This is a genomic window from Xanthomonas bonasiae (assembly GCF_017163705.1).
GTDB classification, from domain to species: domain Bacteria; phylum Pseudomonadota; class Gammaproteobacteria; order Xanthomonadales; family Xanthomonadaceae; genus Xanthomonas_A; species Xanthomonas_A bonasiae.
Genome location: NZ_JAFIWB010000007.1, coordinates 93,357 through 109,151, shown reverse-complemented (window position 1 = coordinate 109,151; position 15,795 = coordinate 93,357). Strand labels below are relative to the sequence as shown.

Sequence of the window (15,795 nt, the reverse complement as noted above, 5' to 3'; positions counted from 1 at the left end):
CACGGCGATGAATGCGATCGAGAAGGCCTGCGTGGACATGGAGCTGTCGGCGCCGGCGCGCGCGCAGCTGGACACCGCGCAGCCGGCGCAGGCCGCGGTGCGCGTGCTGCTCGACGGCGGCCAACCGCAGGATGCGCTGAAGCTGCTGGCGCGGTTGCTGCCCAAGCGCTACGTGGTCGCCTGGCTGTGCCAGTGCGCGCGCGGCGAAGCCTTGTCGCCGGAAGACCGCGCCGGCGCGGCGCTGGCGGAGAAATGGGTACGCGAGCCGAACGAAGCCAATCGCCGCGCCGCGTCTGCCTTCGCCCAGGCCGGCGGCTATGCCTCGCTGGGCGCGTGGCTGGCGGCGGCGGTGGCCTGGTCAGGCGGCAGCCTGGCGCCGCCGACCCAGGACACGCCGGTACCGCCGGCCGAGCACCTGACCGCGCGCGCGGCGGTGGCGGCGATCAACCTGCTCGCCGCGCAGCAACCGGCGCAGTTCGAGGCGCGCCGCCATGGCTATGCGCTGCACGCGCTGGAATTGCTGGCCGGCGGAGCGGCGGCATGAGCGCGGTCATGCTGCGCCGCCGCGCGCACGCGGCAATGCCGCGCCGATCCGTACCAGCGTGTCCGCGGCTGCGCCGCGCCACCCGATCCGAAGGAAGCGCCACGTGTCCCTACCGTCCAAACTGACTCTCACCGTCGCCGGCCAGGCCGCCGCCCAGTTCGGCGCGCGCGCGCAGATGGCGTTCGCGCAGCGCGGCGGCAGCATCGGCCGCGCCGACGACAGCGACTGGGTGCTGGCGGCGCCCGGCGTGTCGCGCACGCATGCAGTGGTGCGCTATCTCAACGGCATGTATTTCATCGAGGACCGCAGCACCAACGGCATGCTGCTCAACGGCGCCGCGCTGCAACGCGGCGACCCGGCCGCGCTCGGCGACGGCGACCGCCTGCAGCTGGACAGCTTCGAGATCCAGGTGCAGCTGCAGGCCGACGCGCCCGCCGCCCCGCCGCCGCCCGCCGTGGCAGTGCCGGACGACGCGTCGGACCTGACCCAGGTGGTGCCGGCGCCGCTGCCGCCGCACCCAGCCAGCAGTGCACCCGGCGCCGCCGGCGCGTTCGATTTCGACTTCGGCCTGCCGGGATTCGGCAGCGCTGCCGCGCCCGCGGGCGGCGCCTACGACGATGCGCTGCTCGGCGATCTCGGCGTGCCGGGCGCGGCCGGCGAACTGGACCCGCTGCGCCTGCTCGATCCGCTGCCGGCACCGCCGGTGCCGCCGCAGCCGACGCACAGCTGGAACCACAGCGATGCGGGCCACGACCATTTCCGCGTTCCAGCGCCGCCCGCAGCGGCCGCGGCGCGCGGCTTCGAACTGCCGGAAAACTGGGATCTGACCACCGGCGATTTCGCGCCGGCGGCGCCGCCAGTGGCGAGCGCAGCGGCCACGCCTGCCGCACCTCCACCGTTCGCGGCGCAGGCCGCGCCATCCGCGCAGATGCCGGACGACGTGGCGCGGATCTTCGAGATCGTCGTCGATGGGGTGATGGAGGTGCTGCGCGCGCGCGCCGAGATCAAGAACACCTTCCGCCTGCCGGTGACGGTGATCCAGCGTTCGGAGAACAACCCGCTGAAGTTCGCCGCCACGCCCGAGGACGCGCTGCAGAAGCTGCTGGCGCCGCCGAGTCCGGCGTTCCTGTCCGGCGTGGCCGCGTTCGACGATGCGTTCGACGACATCCGCTGCCACCAGATGGCGATGCTGGCCGGCATGCGCGCCGCGTTCGAATCGATGCTGTTCCACTTCAGCCCCGACCGGCTGGAGCAGGAGGTGGACGCCAGCGGCAAACGCCTGGCGTTCGCCGGCAAGGGCCGCTACTGGGAGCGCTATCGCGACAACTTCCAGGCCCTGGCCAAGGACCCGGACGAATGCTTCCGGCGCCTGTTCGGCGACGAGTTCGCCCGCGCCTACGAGGCGCAACTGGCGCGGCTGAAGTCGGCGCGGCGCGCGGGGAAGTCCCCCCTGTAGGAGCGGCTTCAGCCGCGACAGGGAGTGTCCGCAGCACGTGTCGCGGCTGAAGCCGCTCCTGCAAAAAGCCGCCGTGGCGGCAGCTACAGGAACGTACGCACGGCGCATGCCGCCGGCGCCGTGGTGCAGGTGGCCTGCAGGGCGTCGGCCGCGGCATCGGCGATATGCGGCAGCGGCAACGCACCGCGTCGGCGCCGCGGTGCATGTCGGCGCACGACACCAGGACATCGGCGGCGCCGGTCTGCAATGCGCGCGCAGCGGTCGGCATCGTTGCGTAGACGATCTTCTCGAGCGCAGCGCAGCGCCGCGGCGTCCCCGCCGCCCTGAGACGAATTGTCGGGTAGCGCGCATCCGCGCTGGCCACACTGCATCCCGCCAGCCTGGACTGCGCGCGCCGCGCGCCGCGTCCGGGCCGTCGGCAAGGGGATCGCACATTGGGGTCGGCTGCTGCGTCCATCGCCGCGGCCGCATCGCCATCGACAGCAGCGGACACGGCGGATCATGCACAACAACAAGGTCGTCTGGAGCGAGGGGCTGTTTCTGCGCCCCCAGCATCTGCAGCAGCAGGAGCGCTACCTGGAGCGCTACGTGGAGCTGCGCGCCGGCGGCCTGCATCCCCATGCCTGGGGCTTCTCCGAACTGGAACTGGAAACCGATCTGCTGGCGATCGGCAAGCTCGGCATCCGCCGCGCGCGCGGGGTGTTTCCCGACGGCACGCCGTTCGCGATGCCGGGCGACGATCCGCTGCCGCCGGCGCTGGACGTGGAGCCGAACTGGCGCGACCAGACCGTGTACCTGACCCTGCCGCTGCGCGCGGCGGCGCAGGCCGACGTGGGCCGCGCCGAGGCGCCGCCGGACCAACTGTTCCGCTACCGGGTGCGCGAGACCGAAGTCGACGACGCCTCCGGCAGCATGCAGGGCGCGGTGCTGATGGAAGTGGGCGGGATGAGCACGCGCCTGCTGCCGCAGTCGCAGCCGCTGGACGGGCTGACCCGGATGCCGCTGGCGCGCATCGTCGAATCGCGCGCCGATCGCCAGGTGACGCTGGACGAGGCGTTCGTGCCGACCGCGCTGGCCTGCCAGGCGGCGCCGCGGCTGGCCACGTTCCTGGTCGAGCTGCTCGGCCTGCTGCACCAGCGCGGCGAAGCGCTGGCCGCGCGGGTGTCGGTCGGCGACCGCGGCGGCGCGGCGGAAATCGCCGATTTCCTGCTGCTGCAGGTGGTCAACCGGTGGCAGCCGCTGGTCGCGCACTGGGCGTCGGCGCCGCTGCTGCATCCGCAGGATCTGTATGCGGCGCTGATCGCGCTGGCCGGCGAACTGAGCACCTTCACCACGCCGGGCAAGCGCCCGCCGGCATGGCCGGCGTATCGCCACGACGCGCTGCAGCCGAGCTTCGAGCCGGTGATCGCCAGCCTGCGCGGCAGCCTCAGCGCGGTGCTCGAACAGACCGCGCTGCCGATCCCGGTGCAGGCGCGCAAGTTCGGCGTGTGGGTGGCGATGGTGCCGGATGCGGCCTTGTTCGACAGCGCCGCGTTCGTGCTCGCGGCCAAGGCCGACGTGCCCGCCGAAGAGTTGCGCCGGCAATTGCCGCTGCAGGCCAAGATCGGCCCGGTGGAGAAGATCCGCGACCTGGTCAATCTGCAGCTGCCCGGTATCGCGGCGATGCCGATGCCGGTGGCGCCGCGGCAGATTCCGTACCACGCCGGCTATCTGTATTTCGAATTCGACAAGCAGTCGCCGCTGTGGCGCACGTTGAAGGGCTCCGGCGGCATCGCGTTCCACTTCGGCAGCGAGTTCGCCGGGCTGGACCTGCAGCTGTGGGCGATCCGGAGCTGAGCGCATGAATGCACGACCGCCTGTCGATCCGTTGAGCGATGCCACCGTCATGCGCCCGCAGCGCGGCGCCGCGCCGTTCGCCACGCCAACGGGCGCGGCGGCGCCCGCTGCCGGCGATGCCGACATCAGCGAATTCCTCGGCCGCAGCGTCAATCCGCTGGTGCAGGCGGCCAGTCCGCTGTTGCTGCTGGCGGTGCAACTGCGCCACAGCGTGGCGTTGCCGGACGTGGCGCGGCTGCGCGAGCAGGTGACCGCGCAGGTGCGGCGCTTCGAGCAGCGCGCGCGCGACGGTGGCGCGGCGCCGGAAGCGGTGACCGCGGCGCGCTACGTGCTGTGCGCGATGCTCGACGAGGCGGTGCTCAATGCGCCGTGGGGCGAGCACAGCGGCTGGTCGCAGAAGACCTTGCTGGTGGTGTTCCATGGCGAGTCCTACGGCGGCGCCAAGTTCTTCCAGATCCTCGAACGCCTGTGCGCGGACGTGCCGCGCCACGTCGACCTGATCGAGCTGATGTACCTGTGCCTGGCGCTGGGCTTCTGCGGCCGCTACCAGATCGAGGCCGGCGGCCGCGCCAGGTTGGCCGAGATCCAGGACGACCTGTACCGGCGCATCCGTGCCCAGCGCGGCGCCGCGGCGGACACGCTGGCGCCGCATTGGCAGGGCGTGGACGACCGCCGCCGGCGCCTGGCGCGCTACCTGCCGCTGTGGGTGGCCGCGTTGGGCATGGCCTGCATCGTGCTGCTGGCGTTCGCGTGGTTCAACGCGCGGCTCAATGCGCTGTCGGCGCCGATCAGCGCCGCCGCCGCGCAGATCGGCCTGCAGCGCGGCACGCCGCCGGACGCGCTGCGGCCGCCGCCGCCGCGGGTCACGCTCAAGCAGCTGCTGGCGCCGCAGGAGCGCGCCGGCCTGCTCGTCGTCGAAGAGCAGGCCAACGGCCAGGCGCGGGTGCGGCTCAACGCCAACGCGATGTTCGCCTCCGGCGGGGTCGAGGTCGATCCGGACCAGCTGCCGTTGCTGGGCAAGATCGCCGCGGCGCTGGAGCAGTTGCCGGGGCGGGTGATCGTGGTCGGGCATACCGACGACCAGCCGCTGCGTTCGCTGCGCTTCAAGGACAACTACGCGCTGTCGGCGGCGCGCGCCGACGCGGTGGCGCAATTGCTGGGACAGCGCCTGTCGGTGCCGGGGCGGATCGAATCGGCCGGCGCCGGCGATTCGCAGCCGGTGGCCGTGCCGCCGGACCTGGCGGCCAACCGGACGCGCAACCGCCGCGTCGAAATCCTGTTCCAACCGGGGGAGTGAGCGCCGTGGGCAAGCTGCTGGGAACGCTGCGATCCGGCTGGGTCGTGACCATGGTCGGGCTGCTGCTGGCGGCGCTGCTGATCTGGCTGATCGGCCCCTACATCGGCATCGCCGGACACCAGCCGCTGGCCGGCGCGGTGCCGCGGCTGCTGCTGATCCTGCTGCTGGTCGGCGCGTGGGCCGGCTGGCTGCAGTGGCAGCAACTGCGCGCGCGCCGGCACAGCCGCCAGCTGGCCACCGAGATGGCCACGCCGTCGGCGCTGGACGCGCTCGGCGACGACCGCCAGGCGCGCGGCGCCGACGAACGCGAGCAATTGCAGGCGCGCTTCCACGAGGCGGTGCAGGTCCTGCGCAAGCGCCGCGGCGGCGGCGACCTGTACACGCTGCCGTGGTACGTGGTGATCGGCCCGCCGGGCTCGGGCAAGAGCACCTTGCTGCAGCATTCCGGGCTGCATTTCCCGCTCGCCGCGCGTTTCGGCCAGCAGGCGCTGCGCGGCATCGGCGGCACCCGCAACTGCGATTGGTGGTTCACCGACGAAGCGGTGTTCCTGGATACCGCCGGCCGCTACACCACGCAGGATTCCGACCGCCAGGTCGATGCCGGCGCGTGGATCGATTTCCTGCGCCTGCTGCGCCGCTACCGCCGCCGCCGTCCGCTCAACGGCGTGCTGGTGACGATGAGCATGTCCGACCTGCTGCTGCTCGACGATGCCGAGCGCGACCTGCACGTGCAGGCGATCCGGCGCCGCCTGGACGAACTCAGCGAGCAGCTGAAGATGAGCGTGCCGGTGTACCTGGTGTTCACCAAGTGCGACCTGATCGGCGGCTTCGGCGAGTTCTTCGACGATCTCAATCCCGAGCAGCGCGCGCAGGTGTGGGGCGTGTCGTTCCCGCTGCCGCGCAGCCTCGACGGCAGTGCCGCGCGCGGCTTCGCCGACGAATACGCGCTGCTGCAGGAGCGGCTCAACGCGCGCCTGTTCGAACGCATGCACGTGGAGCGCGACCGCGCCCGGCGCGCGGCGATCCTGTCGTTCCCGCAGCAGTTCGCCGCGCTCGGTGAAGCGGCGCGGCAGTTCGTCGAAGGCGTGTTCGCCGGCACCGCCTACGGCACGCCGCCGCTGCTGCGCGGCGTGTACCTGACCTCGGGCACCCAGGAAGGCACCCCGATCGACCGCATGATGGGCGCGGTGGCGCGCACCTTCGGCCTGGCCGAGGCCAGCGTGCAGGCGCCGGGCGCGCAGCGCCGCACCTTCTTCGTCGAACGCCTGCTCAGCCAGGTGCTGCTGCGCGAATCCGGCCTGGCCGGGCGCGCGCCGGCGCTGGAGCGGCGCCGCGCCTGGCTGCAGGTCGCCGGCTACGCCGGTATCGCGCTGCTCGGCGCGCTGCTGCTGGGCGGACTTGCCGGCAGCTATCTGGGCAATCGCGCCTACCTGCAACAGGTGCGCACGGCGCTGGATGCGCGCCCGCACAGCCCGGATCCGGACAGCGCGGCGACCACGCCGCAGTACTTCGCGCTGGCGCTGCAGCAACTGGAAGGCACCCGCGCGCTGGCGCAGGTCGCGCAGCAATACCGCGACGGCGCGCCGTGGTCGATGCGGATGGGCCTGTACCAGGGCGATGCGGTCGGCGAGGAACTGCACGACGCCTACCTGCGCCAGCTCAATGGCACCCTGGTGCCGGGCGTGGCGCTGCGCCTGCGCCAGGGCATGGCCGAGAACGCGGGCGCGCCGCAGGCGCTGTACTACTACCTCAAGGGCTACCTGATGCTGGGCCAGCCGCAGCATCTGGACGCGCCGCAGCTGACCGCGCTGAGCGCGATCGAATGGCGCAAGCTGTTTCCCGCCGACACGGTGCTGCAGCAAGCCCTGGCCGGGCATTTCCAGGCGCTGCTCGACGAACCTGGACGGCTGCGCGCGTTGTCGCTGGATCCGGCGCTGCTGGAGCAGGCGCGCAACACGCTGCGTTCGGCCGACCTGGCCACGCTGGTGTACGGCAACCTCAAGCTGTCGCAACCGCAGGCCGGCGCCGAGCCGCTGCAGCTGGACAAGGCGCTGGGCCTGCTCGGCAACGTGTTCCAGCGCAGCAGCGGCACCGCACTGTCCGAACCGTTGCCGGCGCTGTACACGCAACCGGTGTTCGCCGCGTTGGCCGGGCAGGGCATCGGCGAGGCGGTCGAACAGTTCGTGCGCGACGACTGGGTGTTCGGCCCGCGCCGCATCGACGCGCTGGGCAAGGCGCGGTTGGCGCAGCAGGTGCGCGTGCTCTACGAACAGGACTACATCCGCTACTGGGACGGACTGCTGGCCGACCTGCAGCTGCAGCCGGCCGCCGACCTGCAGCAGGCCAGCGCGATCGCGGCCAAGCTGGCCGGGCCCAGTTCGCCGCTGCGGCTGCTGCTCGGCGTGGTCCGCGACAACACCCAGCAGTTGCTGCGCGCGCCGCCGCCCAAGCCGGGGCAGGACGCGGCGAGCAAGGCCGCGGGCAAGGCCGGCGCGAAGCTGGTGGCCAAGCTGCCCGGCGGCAACGCGGCCATGGCCGCGGCGCTGGCCGCCAGCGGCGACGCCGGCGATGCCGGTGCCGCGCCGCCCGGCGAGGCCATCGCCAGCCATTTCGCCGCGCTCAACGCGCTCGCCAGCGGTGCGCCCGGCGCCACGCCGCTGGACCACCTGCTCGGCGTGCTCGACCAGCTCAGCAAGACCCTGCTGACCATGACCGATCCGGCCACCGCCACGCCGCAGCCCAATGCGCAATTGCTGCTGGCGCGGCAGGAAGCGGCGCAACTGCCGCCGCCGCTGTCGGGCTGGCTGCAGGCGTTGACCGGCAGCAGCGCCGCGCTGATGACGCGCGGCGCGCAGACCGCGCTGGACGCGCAGGTGCAGCAGGCGGTGGGCGTGGTCTGCGCCGAATTCGTCAAGGGCCGCTATCCGTTCGATCCGGCCAGCGCGCAGGAGATCCCGCTGCAGAACTTCGGCGAGCTGTTCGGCGTCGGCGGGCGCTTCGACGCGCTGTACCGCGACGCGCTGCAGAAGCTGCTCGACACCAGCGGCCGCGACTGGCGCTGGAAGAGCGGCCCGGATGCGCTGGCCGGCGCGCCGGGCTTGCCGGCGCAGCTGCAGCTGGCCGAGCGCATCAAGCAGAAATACTTCCGCGGCGCGGCGCAGCCGGAGGTCGGCTTCACCGTGCTGGCGCCGATCCTGGATGCCGGTGTGGCGCGGCTGACCGTGGACATCGAAGGCCAGCGCTTCGACTACACCGCCGGCGGCGTGGACAGCATGCCGATGAAATGGCCCGGGCCCACCCCCGGCCACGTCAGCATCGCCGCCTTCGGCGCCGATGGCGCGGCGCTGGGCCGGCTCGACTACCAGGGCGACTGGGCGCTGTTCCGCGCCCTGCAGGCCGGCGACCTGCAGAACCCGTCCGACCTGCGCTTCGTCGCCCATTTCGATGTCGGGGGACATGCGGTGCAACTGCCGCTGCGCGCCGGCAACCTGCGCCATCCCTTCCTCGACGCCGACGTGCGTCGTTTCGCGTGTGGGGGTTGAGGATGCCGCAGGCCATGCAGCCCGGATTCTTCGGCAAGCTGCCGAGCGCCGGCGACTTCGTGCAGCGGCGGCTGCCGCCGGCGTTCGTCGAACCGTGGGACCGGCATTTTTCGCAGCTGATCGCCGGCGCGCGCGACCAGCTCGGCACGCAGTGGGCGCCGGCCTACCGCGGCAGCGGCCTGCATGCGTTCGTGCTCGGCAGCGGCCTGTGCGGCGCGGGGGCCTGGGCCGGCGTGCTGGGGCCGGGCGAGGACCGGGTCGGCCGCTGCTTCCCGCTGGCGATCGCGCTGCCGCTGGCGCAGGCCGCGCCGGACCGCAGTTGGTATGCGCGTGCGGCCACGCTGCTCGGCCAGGCGCTGGCCGACCGCACGCTGGGCGTGGAGGCGTTCGACGCGCAGCTGCAGGCGCTGGCGCCGGATCCGGACGCCACCGCCATTCCCAATGCGCCGCGCGCGTTGGCCGGGCAGGCGTTGTGGTGGAGCGGCGACGGCGTGGTGCAGCACAGCGTCGGCCTGTTGTCCGCGCACGACTACCTGGGCTGGCTGGCGCCGGCCGCGCTCGCGCTGCCGGAGGCCACGCGCTGATGGCCGCGCTGCACTACCGCTCCGCCGGACATACCGAAGTCGGCAAGGTGCGCCGCCACAACGAGGACGCGCTGCTGCTGCGCGACGACGCCGGGCTGTGGGTGGTCGCCGACGGCCTCGGCGGGCATGCCGCCGGCGACTACGCCAGCGGCTTGATCGTCGAGCGCCTGGCGACGCTGCCGCGCGCGGCCGACGTATGCGATTTCATCGAAGCGATCGAAGACGCGCTGGCGCAGATCAACACCGAGTTGCTGCGCTGCGCCGAGCAGCGCCAGGTCGACATGATCGCCTCCACCGTGGTGCTGCTGGTGCACGATCCGGATTTCATGCTGTACGGCTGGGTCGGCGACAGCCGCGGTTACGGCCGCCTCGAGGGGCCGCTGCGCCAGCTCACCCGCGACCACGTGCACGGGGTCAAGGACGACGCCACCCAGTTCGCGCAGGCCGGCGCCAGCGCCGAGCCGGCCGCCAACGCCGGCGTGCTGACCCGCGCGGTCGGCGCGCAGGAACCGCTGTTCGTGGACTGGGTGCTGGCGCCCAGCGCGTCCGGCGCGCAGTTCCTGCTGTGCAGCGACGGCATCAACAAGGAAATCCCCGACCCGGAGCTGGATGCCGAGTGCCGCCTGCATGGCGAGCCGCAGGCGCTGCTGACGCGGTTGTTCGAATTGGCGATGGGCCGGGCGGCGCGCGACAACGTCACCGCCGTCGTCGTCCGCCTGCAGGAGTGAAGGACGTGCATGAAGATACCGCTACCGTCGTCGAGCTGGTCGCCGCGATGCGCACCGGCGAGCTGGACCTGAAGGCCGTGCTCGACGCATTGGCCAGACGCAGCGCCGTGCCCGAAGCCGATTACCGGGCCGGGGTGGAAACGCTGTGGCAGCTGCGCCAGCAGCACCTGCTCGACGACGTCACCGTGACCACGCTGGTGACCCGCCTCGACGCCTTGCGCGCGGACGGCGGCAGCGCGCCCGTGGCCGCGCCGATCGACGACGACGCCACTGTGGTGATGCCGCGCCGCATCGCGCCGCCGCCGGCGGCCGCGGTCGAGGACGATGCCACCCGCGTGCAACCGGCGATGCCGCTGCCGCAGGCCGGCGCCGACAGCACCGGCGCCACCGGCACCGGCGGGGCGACCGGCACCGCGGGCACCGCCAGCCTGTCCAGCTGGCAGCGCCTGGCCGATGCCGCCGGCGGCGACTACGCCACGGTTGGCACGCTGCTGAAGGGCCGCTTCTACCTGAAGCGCGAACTCGGCCGCGGCGGCATGGGCGTGGTCTACCTGGCGCGCGACGAACGCAAGGTCGAGGCGCGCGACCGCGACCCGTGGCTGGCGGTGAAGGTGCTCAGCGACGAGTTCCGCCGCCATCCCGATTCGTTGATCGCGCTGCAGCGCGAGGCGCGGCGCTCGCAGAAGCTGGCCCACGACAACATCGTGCGCGTCTACGACTTCGACAAGGACCGCACCCTGGTCTTCATGACCATGGAGTACATCGACGGTTGCGACCTGAAGACGCTGATCCGCGAGCAGGCCTACAACGGCATGCCGCTGGCGCGCGCGCGGCCGCTGATCGAAGGCATGGCCCGGGCCCTGGCGCGGGCGCATGCCGCCGGCGTGGTGCATTCGGATTTCAAGCCGGGCAACGTGATGGTCACCCGCGACGGCGTGGCCAAGGTGTTCGACTTCGGCATCGCCCGCGCCGGCAAGCACGCCGCCGACGTGGCCGGCGAGCAGACCGTGTTCGACGCGGCCACGCTCGGCGCGCTGACCCCCGCCTACGCCAGCCTGGAGATGATCCGCGGCCAGGAACCCACGCCGGCCGACGACATCTACGCGCTGGGCTGCGTGTGCTTCGAACTGCTCACCGGCAAGCATCCGTTCGACAAGCTCAGCGCCGAAGTGGCCTTGCGCGACAAGCGCGTGCCGCCGCCGGTGCCGGGCCTGACCAGGCGCCAGTACCAGACCCTGTGCGCAGCGGTGGCGTTTCCCGCCGCGCAGCGCCTGAGCAAGGTGGAGGCGCTGCTGGACGGCCTGCGCGAGGTGCCGCTGCGCGAGCGCGCGCTGCCGCTGCTCGGCTACGGCACCGCGGCGCTGGTGCTGGTCGGGGCCGGCGGCTGGGGCGTCTCGCGCTATCTGCACCAGCGCCATCTGGAGCAGGTCACCGCGCGCTTCGGCGCGGCCGATCCGCAGCGCTACGTCGACGAGACCCAGGCGATGCAGGCGCTGGCCAGCCTCGACGACGACGACCGCCGGCGCCTGCTGGTGGACCGCGGCGACCTGATCCAGGATTTCCTGCTGCGCCGGCTGGATGCGCTGTGGAACCCGGCCAGCGGGCGCTACGACTACCGCGGCGCGCTGCAGGTGTTCGCGTTGCGCGACCGGCTGCGGCTGTATTCGCCGGCGCTGGACGCGCGCCGCGAGAGCATGGAGCGCGAGAAGAACGAACGCCTCAACGCGCTGGATACCGCGCTCAACGCGCAGATCGCCGCCGGCGCCATCTTCCGCGACCGCGCCGACAACGCATTGGCCACGCTGGACCAGGTGCGGCGCATCGATCCGAACAGCGCCCTGCTGCGCCACCCGGAACTGGAGTTGCGCCTGGACGCGGCGATCCAGCAGTCGGCCGACACGCAGCAGTGGGCGCAGGCGCGCACCCGCCTGCAACAGGCGCGTGCGGCGCTGCCCGATTCGCTGCGCCTGCAGTTGCGCGGCGCGCAGCTGGAACTGGCGCAGCACCATGCCAGCCAGCCCGCGGCAGCGGCGTTGCACGATCCGGCGCAGGCGCGCAAGGCGCTGGCGACGCTGCTGGCCGAGCCTTCCGCCGACCCGGACTGGCAGGACAACGTGGAAGCGGCGCTGGCGGTGCTGCCGGCGGCCGAGCGCGATGCGCAGGACGCGGCGCTGGCGGCGGCGATCGCCGCGACGGTCGCGCCGCAGAGCGATCCGCTGCAGTTGCCTGGCGCGCAGGCCCTGGTCGATTTCGGCCTGACCCAGGCGCCGCAGGCGCCGCAGCTGCTGGCCCAGCGCGCGCGCCTGCAGACCCTGCAGCAACAGTTGCAGACCATGCTGGCGCGCGAGAGCGCCGAGGCCGAAGTGACCTCGCGGATCGAATCGATGCGCCGCGCCGCGGCCGCCAACGACCTGGACAAGGCGCGCCAGGCGCTGGCGCGCATCGGCGCGCTGCAGCCGCAACATCCGTTCCTGCAGAAGGAAGCGCCGCAGCTGCTGGCCGGGGTCTATCTCGGCAACGCCGCCGGCGCGTTCCGCCAGGGCCGTTATCGCCAGGCCGCCGACGTGCTCGGCCAGGGCGTCGCCGCACTCGGCGACCGCGCCGAACTGCGTGCCGCGCAGGCCCGCTACGACGTCGTCGCGGCGGTGATGGACGCTGCGACGCCGTCCCTGCCCGCTGCCGAACGGCAGCGCCTGGGCCAGCGCCTGGAGGAGCTGTACCGCAGCGATGCGCAGGCGATGGCGCAGCTGGAGGCCGACCTGAAGGCGCGCGGGCAGCTGCCCGAAGGCACGCTCGGCGCGCGCCTGCAGCGCCAGGCCGGCAGCGATGCGCCGAGTTCCGATGCAGTGGTGCCGACGGCGGCCGCGGCGACCGAGCCCGTCGCCAAGGATGCCATGCGCAAGCCGGCGACCGGCAAGCCCGCCGCCAAGCCGGCGACCGCGCCTGCGGCCAGCGCACGCGCGCCCGCCGCCGGCGCGGCGAGCGACGAGGACCCGTTGCCGCCGGTGCCGACCGGCCCCGATCCTTGCGCCGCCGCCGCACCCGGACGCGGCAGGGCCTGCTTCGATGCGCTCGGCGCGCAGCGCGGGCCGATGCTGGTGGTGGTGCCCGGCCTGGCCGGCGGCAAGCCCTACGCGCTGTCGCGCGCGGAAGTGGCGGTGGCCGATTTCAACCTGTTCTGCCAGGCCACCGGCAAGTGCACCGCGCAACCGGCCGGGGACCTGGAACTGGCGCGTGCGCCGGTGCGCAACATCAGCCTGACCCAGGCCCGTGCCTACCTGCGCTGGCTGACCATCGCCAGCGGCGGCTGGCGCTATCGCCTGCCCACCGATGCCGAATGGCAGCACGCCGCGCAGGCCGGCAGCGACTGGCGGCAAGCGGAGGACAGCAATTGCGTGCCGCCCACCGCCAGCGCCGGCGATGCCAGCCGCGCACCGTTGCCGCCGCGCGGCCGCGAACCTAATCCGTGGGGGCTGGTCAATGTCACCGGCAACGTCTGGGAATGGGTGTCCAGCGGCGCCGGAGTGCAGGCGCGCGGCGGCAGTTTCGCCAGCTATTGGGCCGATTGCACGGTGCAGGCGCGGCGCGCCGACAACGGCTCGGCGCAGCCGGACGTGGGCCTGCGCGTGCTGCGGGAGCTGCCATGAACGAGGCCCAGCAACTGGCCAACGCGCACTTGCAGGCCCTGGCCGAGGCCTACCAGCACGGCCGCATCGGCCGCGACGAATACCGCGCGCGCCGGCGCAACGTGCTGGCCTCCGTGCGCGGCGCCGGGCAGGGGGTGACCCATCGCAATGCGTTGCGGCCGACCATCGTCGTCGCCGCGCCGGACGCCACGCGCGCCGCGCACGAGCCGCTGCGGGCGCTGTTCGCCGACGCGCCGGCACGCCGCCGCCGGCGCTGGCTCGTCGTGTTTATTTTCGTGACGCTGCTCGCATTTCTGCTGCTATTCTTCGCTGGCGCCGTGCCCGCATTCGCAGGGCAGGCGCAAGCGACGGCCGCTCCCGATCCGCGCGCGCATCGCCTCGTCGATGCCGCAAGGCCCGGGACGCAGTGGGGCGAGGCCGGCGCACGACAGGGAATCGTTCCAGGGGAAATCGCATGCGTATGACGTGTCTGGCCGCGGCCGTGTCCGCGTGGCTCGCCGCCGTTCCGGCGTGGGCGCAGTTGCCGCCTGCCGCCGCCGACACCGGCATAGCGGCCAGCGGCGCCAGCGCCACGCTGCCGCCGCTGAAGGATCGCGAGGACAACGCGGTGACCTTGCAGGTCCGCGGCTTCCGCGTGCGCGACGTCGGCGAACACGCCAAGGCCGGCATCACCCCGGCCAGCGTGCAGGCGCTGGCCGATGCGCAATTCCAGGCACTGGCGCAGGGTCAGCCGGTGGTGGCGCTGCGTTTCGAACAACTGCAGGCGGTGGCCGACGCGATCACCCGCGCCTACCGCCTGTCCGGCTTCATCGTCAGCACCGCCTACCTGCCGGCGCAGACCCCGGGGCTGGAACAGATCGTCGAGATCCGCGTGCTCGAAGGCCGCGTCGGCCAGGTCGAGGTTAAGGGCGCATCGCGTTACCGCGCCAGCACCCTGGCCGCGCCGCTGCAGGCATTGCAGGGGCGGGCACTGCGCAAGCAGGACGTGGACAGCGCGTTGCTGTACGTGCGCGACCTGCCGGGCGTGTCGGTGTCCTCGGTGCTGCAGCCGGGCCAGCACGAAGGCGAGACCGACGTGCTGCTGGTCGCCAGCGAAGCGCCGCGCCCGTATGCGATCAGCCTTGGCGGCAACAACTACGGCACCGAGTTGACCGGCCGCTACCGCGCCCAGCTCGGCCTGGCCTGGAACAGCCCGCTCGGCCTGGGCGATGTGCTTTCCGCCAACTACGCCTATTCGCTGGACCCGCGGCAGAGCCGGATCGGCGCGCTGTCCTACGCGCTGCCGGTGCCGGCGGTGCCCGGGTTCGGCGCGGTGATCGGTGCCAGCCGCAGCGAACTGGAAGTGCGCAACGGCGTGTTCGCCACGCTCGGCCTGCAGGGTCCGACCTCGGTGGTCTACCTCGGCAGCGACTGGAAGTTCGTCAATCGCGAGAACCTGCAATGGCAGGCCTCGGCGCGCTACCTGCGCGAGCAGTCGCGGCTCAGCGCCGCCGGCATCCAGCTGTCCGACCAGAAGTTCGACGTGGTCGAGCTGAGCACCGCGCTGCGCCGCACCGACCTGCGCTGGCGCGGCATCGACCTGCTGCAGCTTAGCCTGCGCCAGTCGCTGAAGGACCGCTCGGCGACGCCGGACCTGGTCAGCCCGGAGCACGACAGCCACTTCAGCATCGCGCGGCTGAGCTATACGCGCATGCAGTACCTCAGCCGCACCCAGCGCCTGTACCTCAAGCTCAACGGCCAGTACAGCGACGACGCGTTGACTCCGATGGAACAGTTCGCGGTCGGCGGGCCGGACAGCGTGCGCGCCTACCCGGTGTCCGACGCGCTCGGCGACCGCGGCTACTACGCCGCGCTGGAGTACCACGTCGATGCGCCCGGCTTCGCCGACGCCGCCTCGCCGTTCAACGGCCGGCCGTGGCGCGAGGTGCTGGAGCTGGACGTGTTCGCCGACCACGCGCAGGTCTATCCGGCGGGCGGCAACCGCGCGACCACCGCGGCGGTGACCACGTTCGACGGCGTCGGTGCCGGCGTCACCGTGCGCGTGCCGCAATGGAAGAGCTTCGAGCTGCGGCTCAGCGCCGCAAAGCCGACCGGCGGGCGCGATGCGTCCGACGGACGCGACGTCCGTTTCTATTCGCGTTTCGGTTTCACCTTTTGAGGA

Annotated in this window: 9 protein-coding genes and 1 pseudogene; all 10 read left to right on the top strand. The window is 72.8% G+C overall.

The features are described 5' to 3' along the window. Positions 1–7 precede the first annotated feature (7 nt). The 10 genes and pseudogenes from JR064_RS09310 to JR064_RS09265 all read left to right on the top strand — a co-directional run bounded on the left by JR064_RS09310 (position 8) and on the right by JR064_RS09265 (position 15,792). A complete protein-coding gene (locus JR064_RS09310) occupies positions 8–544 on the top strand; it encodes a DUF6931 family protein (RefSeq protein ID WP_179569900.1) in 537 nt (178 codons plus the stop codon). 103 nt (positions 545–647) lie between these two features. Then, positions 648–2,000 (top strand): type VI secretion system-associated FHA domain protein TagH, encoded by a 1,353-nt coding sequence (gene tagH / locus JR064_RS09305; RefSeq protein ID WP_338123882.1) that lies wholly within the window; start codon positions 648–650, stop codon positions 1,998–2,000. 501 nt (positions 2,001–2,501) lie between these two features. Further along, a complete protein-coding gene (gene tssK, locus JR064_RS09300) occupies positions 2,502–3,836 on the top strand; it encodes a type VI secretion system baseplate subunit TssK (RefSeq protein WP_206229542.1) in 1,335 nt (444 codons plus the stop codon). Further along, positions 3,818–5,133, top strand: a pseudogene (gene icmH / locus JR064_RS09295) (type IVB secretion system protein IcmH/DotU). Before tssK ends, icmH begins: the two are co-directional and overlap by 19 nt. Positions 5,134–5,183: 50 nt before the next feature. Beyond that, positions 5,184–8,675: a type VI secretion system membrane subunit TssM gene (tssM, locus tag JR064_RS09290; protein ID WP_206229588.1), complete on the top strand. Its 3,492-nt coding sequence runs from the start codon at positions 5,184–5,186 to the stop codon at positions 8,673–8,675. Further along, complete coding sequence (gene tagF, locus JR064_RS09285; RefSeq protein WP_406848136.1) at positions 8,672–9,259, top strand: type VI secretion system-associated protein TagF; 588 nt, start codon at positions 8,672–8,674, stop codon at positions 9,257–9,259. Before tssM ends, tagF begins: the two co-directional genes overlap by 4 nt. Next, complete coding sequence (locus tag JR064_RS09280; RefSeq protein WP_179569886.1) at positions 9,259–9,987, top strand: PP2C family protein-serine/threonine phosphatase; 729 nt, start codon at positions 9,259–9,261, stop codon at positions 9,985–9,987. The genes tagF and JR064_RS09280 overlap by 1 nt, the downstream gene beginning before the upstream one ends. A 5-nt stretch (positions 9,988–9,992) precedes the next feature. Further along, positions 9,993–13,634 carry a protein kinase domain-containing protein gene (locus JR064_RS09275; RefSeq protein ID WP_206229540.1) on the top strand — a complete coding sequence of 1,214 codons (3,642 nt, stop codon included), beginning with the start codon at positions 9,993–9,995 and terminating at the stop codon, positions 13,632–13,634. Next, positions 13,631–14,098 (top strand): hypothetical protein, encoded by a 468-nt coding sequence (locus tag JR064_RS09270; RefSeq protein ID WP_206229539.1) that lies wholly within the window; start codon positions 13,631–13,633, stop codon positions 14,096–14,098. Before JR064_RS09275 ends, JR064_RS09270 begins: the two co-directional genes overlap by 4 nt. Continuing rightward, positions 14,095–15,792, top strand: coding sequence for a ShlB/FhaC/HecB family hemolysin secretion/activation protein (locus JR064_RS09265; protein ID WP_206229587.1), 1,698 nt, complete (start codon positions 14,095–14,097; stop codon positions 15,790–15,792). Before JR064_RS09270 ends, JR064_RS09265 begins: the two co-directional genes overlap by 4 nt. The last annotated feature ends 3 nt before the right edge of the window (positions 15,793–15,795 follow it).

Bases quoted from the DNA above. Each gene is read 5' to 3' on its own strand.
- JR064_RS09310 (WP_179569900.1), top strand. From the start codon at position 8: ATGAATGCGATCGAGAAGGCCTGCGTGGACATGGAGCTGTCGGCGCCG.
- tssK (WP_206229542.1), top strand. From the start codon at position 2,502: ATGCACAACAACAAGGTCGTCTGGAGCGAGGGGCTGTTTCTGCGCCCC.
- tssM (WP_206229588.1), top strand. From the start codon at position 5,184: ATGGTCGGGCTGCTGCTGGCGGCGCTGCTGATCTGGCTGATCGGCCCC.
- JR064_RS09280 (WP_179569886.1), top strand. From the start codon at position 9,259: ATGGCCGCGCTGCACTACCGCTCCGCCGGACATACCGAAGTCGGCAAG.
- JR064_RS09270 (WP_206229539.1), top strand. From the start codon at position 13,631: ATGAACGAGGCCCAGCAACTGGCCAACGCGCACTTGCAGGCCCTGGCC.
- JR064_RS09265 (WP_206229587.1), top strand. From the start codon at position 14,095: ATGACGTGTCTGGCCGCGGCCGTGTCCGCGTGGCTCGCCGCCGTTCCG.